14 protein-coding genes and 1 riboswitch are annotated in these 15371 nt (G+C 50.9%); of the genes, 9 read left to right on the top strand and 5 right to left on the bottom strand.

What is annotated here, in order from left to right:
* Window positions 1–14: 14 nt before the first annotated feature.
* On the bottom strand, window positions 15–2048 hold the full coding sequence (gene metG / locus ACLJRS_RS06985) for a methionine--tRNA ligase (protein WP_000195330.1): 2034 nt from the start codon (window positions 2046–2048) through the stop codon (window positions 15–17).
* A gap of 164 nt (window positions 2049–2212) precedes the next feature.
* On the opposite strand from metG, the gene apbC reads away from it, so the two are divergent.
* From apbC to ACLJRS_RS06955, 6 genes are all read left to right on the top strand, one after another.
* Window positions 2213–3322, top strand: a complete 1110-nt coding sequence (gene apbC, locus ACLJRS_RS06980; RefSeq protein WP_001005424.1) for an iron-sulfur cluster carrier protein ApbC — start codon at window positions 2213–2215, stop codon at window positions 3320–3322.
* A gap of 277 nt (window positions 3323–3599) precedes the next feature.
* Window positions 3600–3881, top strand: a complete 282-nt coding sequence (locus tag ACLJRS_RS06975; protein WP_000760407.1) for a DUF2574 family protein — start codon at window positions 3600–3602, stop codon at window positions 3879–3881.
* 278 nt (window positions 3882–4159) lie between these two features.
* The gene (gene yehD, locus ACLJRS_RS06970; RefSeq protein WP_000830689.1) at window positions 4160–4693 is read left to right on the top strand and encodes a fimbrial protein YehD; all 534 of its coding nucleotides are present in this window, start codon (window positions 4160–4162) and stop codon (window positions 4691–4693) included.
* Between the two features lie 61 nt (window positions 4694–4754).
* The gene (locus ACLJRS_RS06965; RefSeq protein WP_000871806.1) at window positions 4755–5435 is read left to right on the top strand and encodes a fimbrial assembly chaperone; all 681 of its coding nucleotides are present in this window, start codon (window positions 4755–4757) and stop codon (window positions 5433–5435) included.
* A gap of 28 nt (window positions 5436–5463) precedes the next feature.
* A complete protein-coding gene (locus ACLJRS_RS06960) occupies window positions 5464–7950 on the top strand; it encodes a fimbrial biogenesis outer membrane usher protein (protein WP_410957765.1) in 2487 nt (828 codons plus the stop codon).
* Window positions 7951–7965: 15 nt separating this feature from the next.
* Window positions 7966–8988, top strand: coding sequence for a fimbrial protein (locus ACLJRS_RS06955; RefSeq protein WP_000825916.1), 1023 nt, complete (start codon window positions 7966–7968; stop codon window positions 8986–8988).
* Window positions 8989–9031: 43 nt separating this feature from the next.
* Here the strand turns inward: ACLJRS_RS06955 and rcnB are convergent, their stop codons facing one another.
* Window positions 9032–9346, bottom strand: a complete 315-nt coding sequence (gene rcnB / locus ACLJRS_RS06950) for a Ni(II)/Co(II) efflux transporter accessory subunit RcnB (protein WP_000837534.1) — start codon at window positions 9344–9346, stop codon at window positions 9032–9034.
* A 281-nt stretch (window positions 9347–9627) separates the two neighbouring features.
* Window positions 9628–9724, top strand: a riboswitch (TPP riboswitch).
* Window positions 9725–9755: 31 nt separating this feature from the next.
* Here rcnB and thiM point away from each other — a divergent pair.
* Genes thiM through ACLJRS_RS06935 form a run of 3 tightly spaced genes read left to right on the top strand, consistent with a single transcriptional unit; the run spans window position 9756 to window position 12122 of the window.
* Window positions 9756–10553, top strand: a complete 798-nt coding sequence (thiM, locus tag ACLJRS_RS06945; protein WP_001182158.1) for a hydroxyethylthiazole kinase — start codon at window positions 9756–9758, stop codon at window positions 10551–10553.
* Window positions 10540–11340 carry a bifunctional hydroxymethylpyrimidine kinase/phosphomethylpyrimidine kinase gene (gene thiD / locus ACLJRS_RS06940; RefSeq protein WP_001188952.1) on the top strand — a complete coding sequence of 267 codons (801 nt, stop codon included), beginning with the start codon at window positions 10540–10542 and terminating at the stop codon, window positions 11338–11340. Before thiM ends, thiD begins: the two co-directional genes overlap by 14 nt.
* 35 nt (window positions 11341–11375) lie before the next feature.
* Window positions 11376–12122 carry a GntR family transcriptional regulator gene (locus ACLJRS_RS06935; protein WP_000434062.1) on the top strand — a complete coding sequence of 249 codons (747 nt, stop codon included), beginning with the start codon at window positions 11376–11378 and terminating at the stop codon, window positions 12120–12122.
* Here ACLJRS_RS06935 and ACLJRS_RS06930 read toward each other — a convergent pair.
* The 3 genes from ACLJRS_RS06930 to ACLJRS_RS06920 are packed head-to-tail and all read right to left on the bottom strand — an operon-like array spanning window position 12096 to window position 15330.
* Window positions 12096–13061, bottom strand: coding sequence for a PfkB family carbohydrate kinase (locus ACLJRS_RS06930; RefSeq protein WP_001012656.1), 966 nt, complete (start codon window positions 13059–13061; stop codon window positions 12096–12098). The genes ACLJRS_RS06935 and ACLJRS_RS06930 overlap by 27 nt on opposite strands.
* Window positions 13058–14062: an ADP-ribosylglycohydrolase family protein gene (locus ACLJRS_RS06925; RefSeq protein ID WP_000642793.1), complete on the bottom strand. Its 1005-nt coding sequence runs from the start codon at window positions 14060–14062 to the stop codon at window positions 13058–13060. The genes ACLJRS_RS06930 and ACLJRS_RS06925 overlap by 4 nt, the downstream gene beginning before the upstream one ends.
* Window positions 14059–15330, bottom strand: a complete 1272-nt coding sequence (locus tag ACLJRS_RS06920) for a nucleoside permease (protein ID WP_000858692.1) — start codon at window positions 15328–15330, stop codon at window positions 14059–14061. The genes ACLJRS_RS06925 and ACLJRS_RS06920 overlap by 4 nt, the downstream gene beginning before the upstream one ends.
* Between the last annotated feature and the right edge of the window lie 41 nt (window positions 15331–15371).

Here is a 15371-nt window from a genome sequence, read left to right as displayed (position 1 = left end):
CTCCGGCTTGTTGCTTATTTCACCTGTTGGCCAGGCTTCGCGCCGTCATCAGGGCTTAACAGGAAGATATCTTTCCCGCCAGGTCCTGCGGCCATCACCATTCCCTCGGAGACGCCAAAGCGCATTTTGCGCGGCGCGAGGTTGGCGACCATTACCGTCTGGCGGCCAATCAGCGCCTGCGGGTCCGGGTAGGCGGAACGAATGCCGGAGAAGACGTTACGCTTCTCGCCGCCCAGATCCAGCGTCAGGCGCAGCAATTTGTCAGAACCGTCTACGAACTCAGCATTTTCAATCAATGCTACGCGCAGGTCAATTTTGGCGAAATCGTCAAAGGTGATGGTTTCCTGAATCGGGAAGTCGGCTAACGGGCCGGTAACCGGCGCAGCTGCGGCTTTCACCTCTTCTTTAGACGCTTCAACCAGCGCTTCAACTTGCTTCATGTCGATGCGATTGTAGAGCGCCTTAAAGGTGTTGACCTTGTGACCGAGCAGCGGCTGTTCGATGGCATCCCAGTTCAACTCACTGTTCAGGAAGGCTTCAACGCGTTCAGAAAGCGTCGGCAGTACCGGTTTCAGATACGTCATCAGCACGCGGAACAGGTTGATGCCCATTGAGCAAATGGCCTGCAGGTCCGCGTCGCGGCCTTCTTGTTTAGCCACCACCCACGGCGCTTGCTCGTCAACATAACGGTTAGCGATGTCGGCCAGCGCCATAATCTCACGGATAGCTTTACCGAATTCACGGCTTTCCCATGCTTCGCCAATCACCGCAGCGGCGTCAGTAAAGGTTTTATACAATTGCGGATCGGCCAGTTCAGCCGCCAGCACGCCGTCGAAACGCTTATTGATAAAACCGGCGTTACGCGAGGCCAGGTTGACTACTTTATTGACGATATCGGCATTGACGCGCTGGACAAAGTCTTCCAGGTTCAGGTCGATGTCATCAATGCGTGAAGAAAGCTTCGCGGTGTAGTAGTAGCGCAGGCTGTCGGCGTCAAAGTGTTTCAGCCAGGTGCTGGCCTTAATAAAGGTGCCGCGAGACTTAGACATCTTCGCGCCGTTCACCGTCACGTAACCGTGAACGAACAGGTTGGTCGGCTTACGGAAGTGGCTGCCTTCCAGCATGGCAGGCCAGAACAGGCTGTGGAAATAGACGATGTCTTTGCCGATAAAGTGGTACAGCTCGGCATCGGAGTCTTTTTTCCAGTACTCATCAAAACTGGTCGTGTCACCGCGCTTATCGCACAGATTTTTGAAGGAACCCATATAGCCAATCGGCGCGTCCAGCCAGACGTAGAAATATTTGCCCGGCGCGTTCGGGATTTCGAAACCAAAATACGGCGCGTCGCGGGAAATGTCCCACTGCTGCAGGCCGGATTCAAACCACTCCTGCATTTTGTTCGCCACCTGCTCCTGCAGCGCACCGCTGCGGGTCCACGCCTGCAGCATTTCGCTGAATGACGGCAGATCAAAGAAAAAGTGCTCGGAGTCACGCATTACCGGCGTCGCGCCGGACACCACGGATTTCGGCTCGATAAGTTCGGTCGGGCTGTAAGTTGCGCCGCAGACTTCACAGTTATCGCCGTACTGGTCCGCGGATTTACATTTCGGGCAGGTGCCTTTCACAAATCGGTCCGGCAGGAACATGCCTTTTTCCGGATCGTAGAGTTGAGAGATAGTGCGGTTCTTAATAAAACCGTTCTCTTTCAGGCGCGTATAAATCAGCTCGGACAGCTCGCGATTCTCGTCGCTGTGCGTTGAGTGGTAGTTGTCGTAGCTAATATTAAAACCAGCGAAATCGGTCTGGTGCTCCTGGCTCATTTCACCGATCATTTGCTCCGGCGTAATACCAAGCTGCTGCGCTTTCAGCATGATCGGCGTGCCATGAGCGTCATCGGCACAGATGAAGTTAACCTCATGGCCGCGCATTCGCTGGTAACGGACCCAGACATCAGCCTGGATGTGCTCCAGCATATGGCCGAGGTGGATAGAGCCGTTGGCGTACGGCAGCGCGCACGTTACCAGAATTTTCTTCGCGACTTGAGTCATAGTGGGTATTACTTCTTCTGTTGTAAAAAAGGGCTTTGATAGTACCAAAATGGTAATTACTGCGCCAATCGATAAGGGCATTTATCCGTAAATGAATAATTGTTACCGCTGGAGTAAACTACAAAGTTACAATCGTACTTTTCAGAACTACAAAAGGAGTCGGGATGAACGAACAATCCCAGGCCAAATCACCAGATACCCTGCGAGCGATGGTCGCCGGGACGCTGGCGAATTTTCAGCACCCAACCCTGAAGCATAACCTCACCACGCTTAAGGCGTTGCACCACGTCGCCTGGATGGATGATACGCTGCACGTTGAGCTGGTCATGCCGTTCGTCTGGAACAGCGCGTTTGAGGTATTAAAAGAGCAATGCAGCGCCGATCTGTTACGTATTACGGGCGCAAAAGCGATCGACTGGAAACTGTCGTACAACATTGCGACGCTGAAACGCGTCAAAAATCAGCCTGGCATTAATGGCGTGAAAAACATCATTGCCGTGAGCTCCGGTAAAGGCGGGGTGGGGAAATCGTCCACGGCGGTAAACCTGGCGCTGGCGTTAGCGGCTGAAGGCGCAAAGGTCGGGGTTCTCGATGCCGATATTTACGGTCCGTCGATCCCAACCATGCTTGGCGCAGAAGATCAGCGCCCGACATCGCCAGACGGTACGCATATGGCGCCGATTATGTCTCACGGCCTGGCGACCAACTCGATCGGCTATCTGGTGACTGACGATAACGCGATGGTATGGCGCGGCCCAATGGCCAGTAAGGCGCTGATGCAGATGTTGCAGGAGACGCTGTGGCCGGATCTGGATTATCTGGTACTGGATATGCCGCCGGGAACCGGGGATATTCAGCTAACGCTGGCGCAGAACATTCCTGTTACCGGCGCGGTGGTGGTGACTACGCCGCAGGATATCGCGCTGATCGACGCCAAAAAAGGTATCGTGATGTTCGAGAAGGTGGAAGTGCCGGTGCTCGGCATTGTGGAAAATATGAGTATGCATATTTGTAGCAACTGCGGCCATCACGAACCGATCTTCGGCACGGGCGGCGCGCAGAAGCTGGCGGAAAAATACCATACTCAGCTTCTGGGTCAGATGCCGTTGCATATTAGTCTGCGCGAAGATCTCGATCGTGGTACGCCGACGGTGGTTAGCCGTCCGGAGAGCGAATTTACCGCGATCTATCGCGAACTGGCCGATCGCGTTGCGGCACAGCTTTACTGGCAGGGTGAAGTGATTCCGGGAGAAATCGCCTTCCGCGCGGTGTAATCCTCCTGACGTATTCCAAAGAGAATATGACATTCACTGCATTAATATATATTGATGCAGTGAATGTATTAATAAAATAATAGCCCCCGCATTGTTAATTCCTGCTTAAACAGACAGGTGTTTATCTGAAATAATCGGCAAAAACATTATTTGAATTGATCATACCTATCCTACTGATTTATTTTTTCAATTGGTTTTAAGGTATCGATACGTTCATACTGCTCATCAGGACGGCCTGCATACTGTTTGACGTTCACCAGAGGAACAATTGCTCACTATGAAAAAATATTTGCTGATGGGAATTATAGTTTCGGCTTATGGGATAAGCGTACCCGTTTTTGCCTCCGACACCGCAACATTAACCATCAGTGGAAAAGTGACCGCGCCAACGTGCAGTACAGAAGTGGTAAACGCACAGTTGCAGCAGCGTTGCGGCAACACTATCCACGTTTCAACTCTGCAAACACCCGCCGTTACGCCGATGAGAGGTGTGACAACGCAGCTATACACGGTGCCTGGTGATAGCACCCGACAGATAGTTGTTAATCATTACGATTAATTCTTATTAATTCCGCAGGCCCATATCATTGATATCAATGATATGGGCTTTTTTATTTGTTGTGTTTATATTTAAGGGCAGTAAATTTCGGAAATTAATAAGTTTACAAAATAATGATAAGCAATGATTATTTGTTGCAATTATATTGCAATCTGTAAATTGTTTTAAATCAACAAAACATCGTGTTTACATTGCGATAACCTCCTGTCTATGAGAATTTTCTTTGCAAGGGTTAATAACTCTTAACAAATAGAAATTACTTCATTAAGGAAGAGATTATGAAACGTTCACTTATTGCTGCTTCTGTATTGTCTGCTGTATTTATGAGCGCTGGGGTTTTTGCTGCTGATGAAGATATGGGAGAATTAAAAATAAACGGAGAAGTGGTGGGAACATCCTGTACTTTCGAAGGTGCAAATAGCGCGACTATTGAATTATCCCAGGTAGGTGTTGATAGATTGACTGACTTAAACCCTGGCGATATATATACAGGATACACTAGCCCAGAGGCGATTTTAAAAGTAAAATGTACGAATACAGCTAATCCACGAATTAGTTTTAACCGTTCTCAATTTGTGGATAATATGCAAATCACCAAAAATAATGCTACTAATAATGGTGCGGGCTTCGCTGTTTATCTTGATGGTACTCAGGTGAAACCGGATGAGGCGGGGAATTACACTCTGAATTCAAGTAAGTTTGAAAATGGTGTATATACCCTGAACTTTTCTGCCCGCTATGCCGCCGTTGAAAATACTGTAACACCAGGTTCTGTTGAATCTGTACTGACGATGACGGTATTAACTGATTAACAATCGTTTTTTGGCGGCTAAGCTTTTAGCCGCTTGTATCTCTTTTATAAGGTTATCGGCCATGAAATGGATGATTGCATTATGCCTGGCTTGTGCCGCTATGCCTGCGTGGAGCGGCATTTATATATACGGTACACGTATTATTTATCCGGCGCAGAAAAAAGATATTACCGTACAATTAATGAATGACGGTAAACGAAGTTCACTCATCCAGGCGTGGATTGATAACGGTGATACCAGCCTGCCGCCAGAAAAATTACAGGTTCCATTTATTATGACCCCCCCTGTAATTAGAGTTGCGGCAAATTCAGGTCAGCAATTAAAAATAAAGAAGCTCGCTAATAACTTGCCTGGCGATCGTGAAAGTCTTTTCTACCTCAATGTATTGGATATTCCACCAAATTCAGACGAGAACAAAGATAAAAATATCATTAAATTTGCGCTACAAAACCGGATAAAGTTGATCTATCGCCCACCGGGGATACAGAAAGTTGATAAAGCGACATTTTCCCGCTTGCAGTTGCTTCGTGCGCCAGGGAGTATTAGCGTGAAAAATAATTCCGCAAACTGGATCACTATTCCAGAAGTTAAAGCAAAAAGTAAAGTAAATAAAGAAACATTGTTACTGGCTCCATGGTCATCGCAGAGTATCACCACAACGGTAGTCGTAAATAGCTATACCGTGACGTTAATTGATGATTCTGGTAATTATTTAAACGAGACTATCAAAATAGAAAATTAAAAGCGGGGAATTCACCTAAGGATAGATAATGGAAAAGTTAAACGCCATCACGCTGTCACTTTTTGCAGCATTACTTATTTCACCCGCCTGGGCTGAAGAAGAAACATTCGATACTAACTTTATGTTCGGTGGGTTGAAAGGTGAAAAGGTGTCTCGTTATCAGATTGATAGCACCAAACCCATGGCTGGCGTTTATGAAATGGACGTTTATGTCAATAAAGAATGGCGTGGAACTTATGAGGTTAATATTCAGGATGACCACGATAGCACCTGTATTTCTCCGGACCTGATCGCCAGCCTGGGAATTAAATTTACCCCGCAGAGTACAACAGTAGAAAATGAATGTATTGCGCTGAAAACGGTGGTCCATGGAGGTAGCGTTTCTTATGACACTGCCGCATTTAACCTTTATCTGAGCGTCCCTCAGGCTTATGTGCTGGAATATGAAGCGGGCTATGCGTCTCCAGAGACATGGGACCGCGGGATTAACGCTTTTTATACTTCCTACTATGCTAGTGAATATTACAGCCATTATAAAAGTGGTGGTAGTGAGAAAAATACTTACGCAAATTTTGTCAGCGGGTTGAATCTGCTTGGATGGCAATTACATTCTAATGCTAACTTTTCCAAAAGTGAAAACTCAGCTGGTAAATGGCAGAGCAATACTCTGTATCTGGAACGTGATTTCCCGGCGGTACTGGGGACAATGCGTCTGGGGGAACAGTACACCAGCGGGGATATGTTTGATACGGTGCGCTTTCGCGGGGTGCGCTTCTGGCGTGATATGCAAATGCTGCCGCACTCTAAGCAAAATTTCGCTCCGGTTGTGCGTGGCGTGGCGCAAAGTAACGCCCTGGTGACGGTTGAACAGAATGGCTTCATTGTTTATCAAAAAGAAGTTCCGCCTGGCCCCTTTGTATTTGAAGATCTTCAGCTGGCAGGGGGGGGAGCCGATCTGGACGTGAGCGTTAAAGAGGCTGACGGTACTGTTTCACGGTTTATTGTTCCGTATTCTTCCGTTCCCAATATGGTGCAGCCCGGCGTAGCAAAATATGATTTCGCCGCCGGACGAAGCAGAATTGAAGGAGCCTCTCAGCAAACTGATTTTCTCCAGGGAACCTATCAGTACGGGGTCAATAACCTGCTAACGTTGTATGGCGGAACGATGTTAGCCAGCGATTATCGCTCATTTACCCTTGGCACCGGATGGAACACGCTGATTGGCGCGGTATCTGTCGACGGTACGTTGTCTCATAGCAAGCAGGATAATGGCGATGTTTTTGATGGGGAAAGCTACCAGGTTGCCTGGAATAAATATCTCCCGCAATCGGCCACCCATTTTTCTCTGGCAGCGTATCGCTACTCATCACGTGATTATCGCACTTTTAACGATCATGTCTGGGCTAATAACCGGGATAACTATCGTCGCGATGATGACGATATTTATGATATTGCTGATTATTATGAGAATGACTTTGGGCGTAAAAATACTTTCACTCTCAATATTAATCAGACGTTACCCGATGGGTGGGGATATTTTACTGCCAGCGCTCTGTGGCGCGACTATTGGGGGCGTAGCGGCACGGGAAAGGATTATCAGTTAAGCTACAGTAATACCTGGCAGCGGCTCAGTTTTACGCTATCGGCAACTCAGACGTATGACAGCAATAACCGTGAAGATAAGCGCTTTAATATCTATTTATCGATTCCCTTAACATGGGGATTAAAGGAGAATGGGGGAAATCGTGATATCCATTTATCGAATTCTACCACCTTTGACGATCAAGGTTATGAGGCGAATAACACCAGCCTTAGCGGCACGTTCGGTAATCGCGATCAGTTTAATTATACGACTAACCTCAGCCAGCAGCGACAGGAACACCAAACGACATTCGGGGGATCGGTAACCTGGAACGCCCCGCTGGCGACAGTCGGCGGCAGTTACAGCCAGTCCAATAAATACCATCAGGTGGGCGGAAATATTCAGGGAGGGCTGGTTGCATGGGCCGATGGCGTGCATTTAGCCTCTCGCCTTAATGATACTATCGCGATTATTAACGCGCCGTACCTGGAAGGCGCGGCGGTGCAGGGGCGTCCCTATTTACGTACCAATGCAAAAGGTTATGCCGTATTTGAAGCATTGACGCCATACCGGCAAAATTTTATCTCTCTTGATGTCTCTGAGAGTGAAAGCGATGTCGCCCTGTTGGGAAATCGAAAAGTTACAGTGCCTTATCGCGGAGCCGTAGTATTGGTTCATTTTGAAACAGAGACCAGTAAACCTTTTTATTTCCTGGCGCGGCGCGCAGATGGCGAGCCTTTAACATTTGGTTATGAAGTGGAAGATGACGAGGGAAATAATGTAGGACTGGTAGGTCAGGGGAGCCGGGTATTTATTCGTACTGAAAAGGTTCCCATTTCGGTAAAAATCGCAACAGATAAACAACAGGGTCTTTTCTGTAAGATCACTTTTGATAAACAGATTGATGAAAATAACGTTTATATTTGTCGGTAATCTTTAGGTGACGCCATGAAAAGACTACTATTTTTATTAATGATGATGCAGTTTACGCAGTTGGGTTACGCGGCGTGTAATGCGACCTTAACCAACACGAAGGATTATACGATTCAATCCGACAGCTTAATGCTGGGGGGGGAGGAGTCAGCCATTATTACAAATGGTTTCACAGATGCCAATTGTTCTAATAGTGATGTTGTGACTAAATTAGAGACATCCGATCATATTATCGGTATGGGACCGAATGACAGTGTTAAGTTAAAGTTAAAAGTTGAATGGCAGAGCAGTAGTGCGATAAATATGCGCAATCAAAACGGTGTAATTGAAGCCCCCTATAAGATAACGATTTCAGAAATAAACTCACTGGAGGCGGTGACTGTGTCTGCCAGGGGGGGGTACTCGGTTACGATAGATAATATAACGGTGATGTCGGGTGCAAAGAATCAATGGAGCAGTAGCGATTGGGTGGTATTTATTTTAAGATATATTGGCTGTTGGGGGAATAGAGAGTGTGTTGCAAACGTTATCACTGATCTGAATGGGAAAGGCGTTTATAAAGCCAGTTTAACGATAAATTACAACCGTAAAGAAACTACCTGCGCCCCCCAGAATCTCACCATCACACTGGACCCGGTGCCTATGACTAAACTCCGTGCTAAAGGAGAGGTTAGTGAGTTTTCTAAGCAGGGTGATATTATTCTGGATTGCAAAAATCAGGTGCGGAATGCGATGCTGACATCACGGCAAATAGCGGTAAATCTACGTAGTGATTTAGTCTGGGATGAGAATGAAGCAGTCCTGAAACCGGATAACGATAATGGCGTTGGGTTTATCTTAAGAGATTCAAATCGGAGCCTGCTTAAAATAAACAAAGGAGTAGCGATAAATAGTATTTTCAAAACCTATGCCAAAGGCAGCGCAGTGAATTCGGTGGAAGCTATTCCTGTCTTTGCCACATATTATGTTCTCGATCCTGCAAAAGTTAAAGCGGGGCCATTACAATCGAAAGCATTAATCGTGGTATCTTATAATTAAATTTATGCGGTACGCACTCTTTATAGAAAGAGTGCGTATATCATTATCGATGATAAAAAATCTCGCCATCATAGGCTTTGATGATTTTTCCATCGGTATCGTTAATCAGTACATACGCGCCGCCCATATAGGTCCAGTGAGTACCGGCATCTGGCGCGGGCAGATTACGTAATTTCCACTGTTTAATATTATACTCATCGGTGCGGTACATTTGCGGAACGGTATCGCCGGGCTTGAAGTGGGTGAAGTCGGCGATAAAGCTTTTTAACTCATATTGATCAATGCCCGTTGTCGCGGGGGCGGCCCATGCAAAACTGGTTGCAAGCAACAGCGCGCAAGGCAGCAACTTACTTTTCATACTTTTACCCTCCACATATGCGGGTCAGTTAACATCGTGTGTATCATTTCTGCTGGTGGCGTATCTGACAAGCGCTATTTTGTTATCTCACGCCCCTTTTCGTAAAAAGTGTAAACGAAAGCGTCGTGCAGCAACATATCCGCCAGCAAGTTTGCCAGAACCGAATAGGTTTTGAGAACTATCTGATAACGCTGAAATTATCGTCCGCCGCTGACTGTAAATTTACATTGTCTGGCGCAGACAGTATGCTTAATAGCGAAACCCCGCTTAACACGGTGGGGCTTGACGACTCGGGGTGCCCTTCTTTGTGAAGGCTGAGAAATACCCGTACCACCTGATCTGGATAATGCCAGCGTAGGGAAGTCTGACACTGCTCGTGTCCCTTCTTCACGCGGGCAGGAGCTGAACCATGCAGCCTGACCTGCACTGCCGCACGCTTGCGGCGCATACGTTAAAACACTTTCGCGCGCTCTCCCCGCTTACGCACTGTATGACGAATGACGTCGTACAAACGTTTACCGCCAATACGTTGCTGGCGCTGGGCGCTTCACCCGCCATGGTGATTGATCCTGTCGAGGCCAGACCGTTTGCCGCCATCGCCAACGCCTTGCTGATTAATGTCGGAACATTAACTGCCTCACGCGCTGACGCGATGCGTGCGGCGGTAGAAAGCGCTTATGATGCCAAAACGCCGTGGACGCTTGATCCTGTCGCGGTGGGCGCGCTGGAATTTCGTCGGCGATTTTGCCTGGATCTCTTGTCCCTGCGCCCGGCGGCAATACGCGGCAACGCCTCGGAAATCCTGGCGTTATCCGGCATGGCGCTGGGCGGACGCGGCGTAGATACCACCGAGGCGGCGTTGGCCGCACTGCCTGCGGCGCAGGCGCTGGCGCGTCAGATAGACTGCATCGTTGTGGTTACCGGAGAGGTAGATTACGTCACTAATGGTCAGCGCACGCTGAGCATTCCCGGCGGCGATCCGTTAATGACTCGCATTGTAGGCACCGGCTGCGCGTTGTCGGCGGTCGTCGCCGCCAGTTGCGCGTTACCGGGCGCCGCGCTGGACAATGTCGCGTCGGCCTGCTGCTGGATGAAACTGGCTGGACAGGCCGCGGCAGAGCGTAGCGAAGGACCGGGCAGCTTCATCCCGGCTTTTCTTGATGCGCTCTATCATCTGGATGTGGAGGCGGCCAATGCAACGAATTAACGCGCTGACGATTGCCGGCACCGATCCCAGCGGCGGGGCCGGTATCCAGGCGGATCTCAAGACCTTTTCCGCGCTGGGCGCATATGGCTGTTCGGTCATCACCGCGCTGGTGGCGCAAAATACCTGTGGCGTACAGTCGGTGTACCGGATAGAGCCGGACTTTGTCGCCGCTCAACTTGATTCCGTGTTCGGCGATGTGCGCATTGATACCACAAAAATCGGCATGCTGGCGGAAACCGATATTGTCGAGGCCGTGGCGGAACGGTTACAGCGCCATCATGTACGTAATGTGGTGCTGGATACGGTGATGCTGGCGAAAAGCGGCGATCCGCTGCTCTCGCCCTCTGCGATAGAAACATTACGCGTCCGGCTGTTGCCGCAGGTATCGCTGATTACGCCTAATTTGCCGGAAGCCGCAGCGTTGCTGGATGCGCCCCATGCGCGTACGGAACAGGAGATGCTGGTGCAGGGGCGGGCGTTACTGGCGATGGGGTGTGAAGCGGTATTGATGAAAGGCGGGCATTTAGAGGATGCGCAAAGCCCGGACTGGCTCTTTACCCGCGAGGGCGAGCAGCGTTTTAGCGCGCCGCGTGTGAACACCAAAAATACGCATGGGACGGGCTGTACGCTGTCGGCGGCGCTGGCGGCGTTACGGCCCCGGCATCGCAGTTGGGGAGAGACGGTAAACGAGGCGAAGGCATGGCTTTCGGCGGCGCTGGCGCAGGCGGGCACGCTGGAAGTGGGGAAGGGCATTGGTCCGGTACATCATTTCCACGCGTGGTGGTAGTATACTGCCTACAGACCCGTCGTCAGGAAAGATAAATGGAACAAGCGCATACCCGGCTCATCGCGCAACTGAATGAACGAATTTCAGCGGCGGATAATACGCCGCTATACATGAAATTCGCCCAGACGGTAAAGGATGCCGTGCGCAGCGGTATTCTTGAGCACGGTAATATTTTGCCTGGCGAACGCGATCTCAGCCAGCTTACCGGCGTCTCGCGCATCACGGTACGGAAAGCGATGCAGGCGCTGGAAGAAGAGGGTGTCGTCACGCGCGCCCGCGGCTACGGTACGCAAATCAATAATATCTTTGAATATTCCCTGAAAGAGGCGCGGGGATTTTCTCAGCAGGTTGTCTTGCGCGGCAAAAAACCGGATACGCTATGGGTTAACAAACGCGTGGTAAGTTGTCCGGATGAGGTCGCGCAGCATCTGGCGATCCCCGCAGGCAGCGACGTCTTTTTACTCAAACGCATTCGTTATGTTGATGAGGACGCGGTATCGATTGAAGAGTCCTGGGTGCCCGCGCATCTGATTCATGATGTCGACGCGATTGGCATTTCTCTGTATGACTATTTTCGTCGCCAGCACATTTACCCTCAGCGTACCCGATCCCGCGTTAGCGCCCGGATGCCGGATGATGAGTTTCAGTCGCATATTCAAATGGATGGTAAAGTGCCGGTGCTGGTGATTAAGCAGGTGGCGCTCGATCAGCAGCAGCGGCCTATTGAATACAGCATCAGTTATTGTCGTAGCGACCTATACGTTTTTGTGTGCGAGGAGTAGCGCCTCGCGTGTGGGCGCGCAGTCGCCGCCGCGATGCCCGACCACCCAGCTCGCCACCGCATTTCCCAGCAGTACGGCATCCGCGAGCGACCAGCCTGACGCCAGTCCTGCCAGCACGCCGCCAGCATGGCTGTCGCCTGCGCCGATGGTATCCACCACGGTTGCCGGAAACGCTGGCACAACGCCGGAAGATTGCGCGCTAAAATACCACGCTCCGTCTTTATCGTGGCGCACCACCAGCGGCGCGGAAAAGCGTTTTACCCATGCTTCGCCGAAAGTGCGCGTATCGGTCGCAAGCCCGGCGCGTTCCGCAGCGATGATGGCTTCCTGGCGGTTGAGGGAGACGATGGGCCGGCAGGCCATAATGCGCGCCATTGCATCGTCTGTAATATCACCGATTCGCGGGCCAAAATCGATAAAAGGCGTTACATCGTCGACGGTTTCCAGCCACTGGATCAGTGGCTCGCCACAGGACGAGGCCAGTTGATAGCCGGACAGGTAGACAAGACTGCCCCGCGGTGTCCTGAGCTGCGACAGCCAGTCCGCATTCCACTGGTTTTCCACGCCGCTAAAAGACATAAACGTGCGTTCGCCATCCGGTTCGACTAACGCCAGACACCAGCCGTTATCTCCTTCAACCGCGTCAATCACGCTGGATAATCCCTCTTTTGCCAGACGGCGGCGAATCCTCTCCGCCCACACGCCCTGGCCCAGCGGCAGCGCATTGCTGGCGTCAATCCCCAGTCGTTTCAACGCCACGGCAATATTCAGCGCACAGCCGCCGACATTGACGCTCTGTTGTTGCAGTTCAATATCGCCTCCGCGACGCGGCAACGTCCAGGCGTCGGCAATGATATCGATCACTGCCGCGCCGATAACGGTGAGCGGACGCCGGGTATGCAGGGTCGGTAATAATGTCAGCAACCGTGCGCCGTTCATAGTGCCTCCCGCCGTTGACGATAGCTCGCCAGCGCAACGGCATAGCGCGCAAAATCCAGCTGATTAACCTCGTCCAGCGTTTGCTTTAACTGGGGGTTAATGGCGCTTACCCCGTGCAACGCGCCGCAAATGGCGGTAGCCATCGCGCCGATAGTGTCGGTATCGCCGCCGAGGTTAGCGCACAGCACGGCACAGCGGTTAGGATCGGTATTCGCCAGTTCCACCATGGCGATAGCGCAGGGAACCGATTCAATGGTGCTGGTTCCCGCGCCGATGATCTGATAGAGCTGTTCGCTGGCAGATTCGACGCCGTCGGCGTGGCGGACAATGTTTAGCGCCAGTTCCAGACGTGCCGATAGCGAGGCGCTAAACGTGGTAATACGCGCTGTCTGCGCCTGATGGGCGACGGCGGGGAGCGAGTCGGCAATACTTTGCCACGTGTCGCCGTTAACCGCTCGCGAGACGGCCCAGGCGACAACCACGGCGCCAGCCACCGCCAGATCGGATTTATGCGTCGGGCTGGAGGCTAACGCTACTTCTGCTATAAAGGCTGTCAGGTTAGTTGGCGGCAACAAGCAGCCCAACGGCGAAACGCGCATGGCCGCGCCGTTAGTCACGCCGTTATTTTCCAGCGCCGCGATGGGTTTGCCGTCGCGAATCGCATTCAGCGCAATTTTTGACGTCGGGCCGAGTACATTTTTATTGAACGCATCAAAGCGTTCTGCCCAGGCGAGGATGTTACGCCCAATAATCTCGGGATCAATGTTGCCTTCGCATTCGAGTAGCGCGTCGGCCAGGCAGAGCGCCATTGCGGTATCATCCGTAAACTCCGCGCGGTTAAAATAGCAGGCGGCATTATTCTCTTTTGGCCCGGGCAGAAAGCGGTCAATCCAGCCGAAATGCGCTTTGACGCGCGTTCTCGGCCACAGCTCAGAGGGCATTCCCATCGCATCCCCTAACGCTTGCCCGTAAAGAGCACCGAGAATACGTTCTGCTTTCATTTTACTTCCCCTTGTGTCAACGCAATATCGCGATCGTCAATAGCAGTGATCTCTTTGTCCGATTCGCGAAAGAAAATCATAAACAGTAGCGCGATGACGGCAATCATCACTGCGCCAAACGTCCACATGCCCGCCCAGTTGAATGTCAGACCGTTAACCGGTTGCGGATAAGCAAACATTTTTTCCATCATCACGCCGCCGAGACGATAGCCCAGCAGGCTGCCGAATCCCTGACAGCAGAGGGTGATAAGCCCTTGCGCAGCGGTACGCATATGAACCGGCGCTTTTTTATCGACATAAATGTAGGCGGTGACGTAGTAGAAATCGTAACTCACGCCGTGCAGCAAAATACCGAGGAACAGCAGGGCATAAGTGAAGTACGTTTCCGCGCCGCCATAGACAAAAAAGCCGTAGCGGATCGCGGCGGTAATAAGACCAAGTAATAATACCTTTTTAATACCAAAGCGCTTAGTGAAAAAGGGTAGCGCCAGCATAAAGAAGATTTCAGAGAACTGGCCGAGCGTCATCCAGCCGGTGGCGTTTTTCATTCCCACTTCTGTCAGATAGCCGTTAGCGAAGATGTAGTAGAAGGCCAGCGGCATCGCAAACAGGAAGGAACAGAAGAAGAAAACGAGAAAGTTTTTATCGCGCAGCAGAACCAGCGCATCCAGCCCCAGCATCACTTTAATATCCATCTTGCCGGTGCTTTTTGGCGGCGTGTCTGGCAGACAGAACGCAAATACGCCCAGCAACGCTGAACTTGCGGCGGTTATGAGCAGTGGAATGTTGGTGGGGGAAATATCGTTATAGCCTAACATTTGCGGCAGGAATCCACAGGCGAGGCCGGAGGCTATCCACCCAATGGTTCCCATAACGCGAATGCGTGGAAAATCGCGTTCAACGTCCGGTACGTTAGCGAAGGCAATGCTGTTTGTCAGCGCGATGGTCGGCATATAGGTCAATGAATAGGCCAGAAGCAGCGGAAAGAATCCGGCGAAGGTGGTTTGCTGCGCCGCGAAATACATCAGCACGGCGCCTGCAAACATCAGTACCGCCAGGACTTTTTGCGCTGAGAAAAAACGGTCGGTAACGGAGCCGACCAGAATCGGCGACAGGATCGCCGCAATGGCGGTACAGGCATAAGACCAGCCTATTTCACCGGCGGAAAACCCGCTTTTATTTAGCCATAGCCACAGGGGGACGAACCAGGCGCCCCAGATAAACCACTCCACGAACATCATGAACGACAGTTTAAAGGTCGTTTTCATTTTTGAATCCTTCATGACAGGTAAGGTACGCCATGACAATA

The organism is Salmonella sp. SAL00670, from assembly GCF_046552235.1.
GTDB lineage: Bacteria > Pseudomonadota > Gammaproteobacteria > Enterobacterales > Enterobacteriaceae > Salmonella > Salmonella enterica.
Note: the sequence above shows the minus strand (reverse complement) of the source record. Positions and strands in the feature narration are given on the sequence as shown.

What these genes read in the sequence shown, in the direction of transcription:
- metG (WP_000195330.1), bottom strand. Translation starts at nt 2,048, where the DNA reads ATGACTCAAGTCGCGAAGAAAATTCTGGTAACGTGCGCGCTGCCGTAC.
- apbC (WP_001005424.1), top strand. Translation starts at nt 2,213, where the DNA reads ATGAACGAACAATCCCAGGCCAAATCACCAGATACCCTGCGAGCGATG.
- ACLJRS_RS06975 (WP_000760407.1), top strand. Translation starts at nt 3,600, where the DNA reads ATGAAAAAATATTTGCTGATGGGAATTATAGTTTCGGCTTATGGGATA.
- yehD (WP_000830689.1), top strand. Translation starts at nt 4,160, where the DNA reads ATGAAACGTTCACTTATTGCTGCTTCTGTATTGTCTGCTGTATTTATG.
- ACLJRS_RS06965 (WP_000871806.1), top strand. Translation starts at nt 4,755, where the DNA reads ATGAAATGGATGATTGCATTATGCCTGGCTTGTGCCGCTATGCCTGCG.
- ACLJRS_RS06960 (WP_410957765.1), top strand. Translation starts at nt 5,464, where the DNA reads ATGGAAAAGTTAAACGCCATCACGCTGTCACTTTTTGCAGCATTACTT.
- ACLJRS_RS06955 (WP_000825916.1), top strand. Translation starts at nt 7,966, where the DNA reads ATGAAAAGACTACTATTTTTATTAATGATGATGCAGTTTACGCAGTTG.
- rcnB (WP_000837534.1), bottom strand. Translation starts at nt 9,346, where the DNA reads ATGAAAAGTAAGTTGCTGCCTTGCGCGCTGTTGCTTGCAACCAGTTTT.
- thiM (WP_001182158.1), top strand. Translation starts at nt 9,756, where the DNA reads ATGCAGCCTGACCTGCACTGCCGCACGCTTGCGGCGCATACGTTAAAA.
- thiD (WP_001188952.1), top strand. Translation starts at nt 10,540, where the DNA reads ATGCAACGAATTAACGCGCTGACGATTGCCGGCACCGATCCCAGCGGC.
- ACLJRS_RS06935 (WP_000434062.1), top strand. Translation starts at nt 11,376, where the DNA reads ATGGAACAAGCGCATACCCGGCTCATCGCGCAACTGAATGAACGAATT.
- ACLJRS_RS06930 (WP_001012656.1), bottom strand. Translation starts at nt 13,061, where the DNA reads ATGAACGGCGCACGGTTGCTGACATTATTACCGACCCTGCATACCCGG.
- ACLJRS_RS06925 (WP_000642793.1), bottom strand. Translation starts at nt 14,062, where the DNA reads ATGAAAGCAGAACGTATTCTCGGTGCTCTTTACGGGCAAGCGTTAGGG.
- ACLJRS_RS06920 (WP_000858692.1), bottom strand. Translation starts at nt 15,330, where the DNA reads ATGAAAACGACCTTTAAACTGTCGTTCATGATGTTCGTGGAGTGGTTT.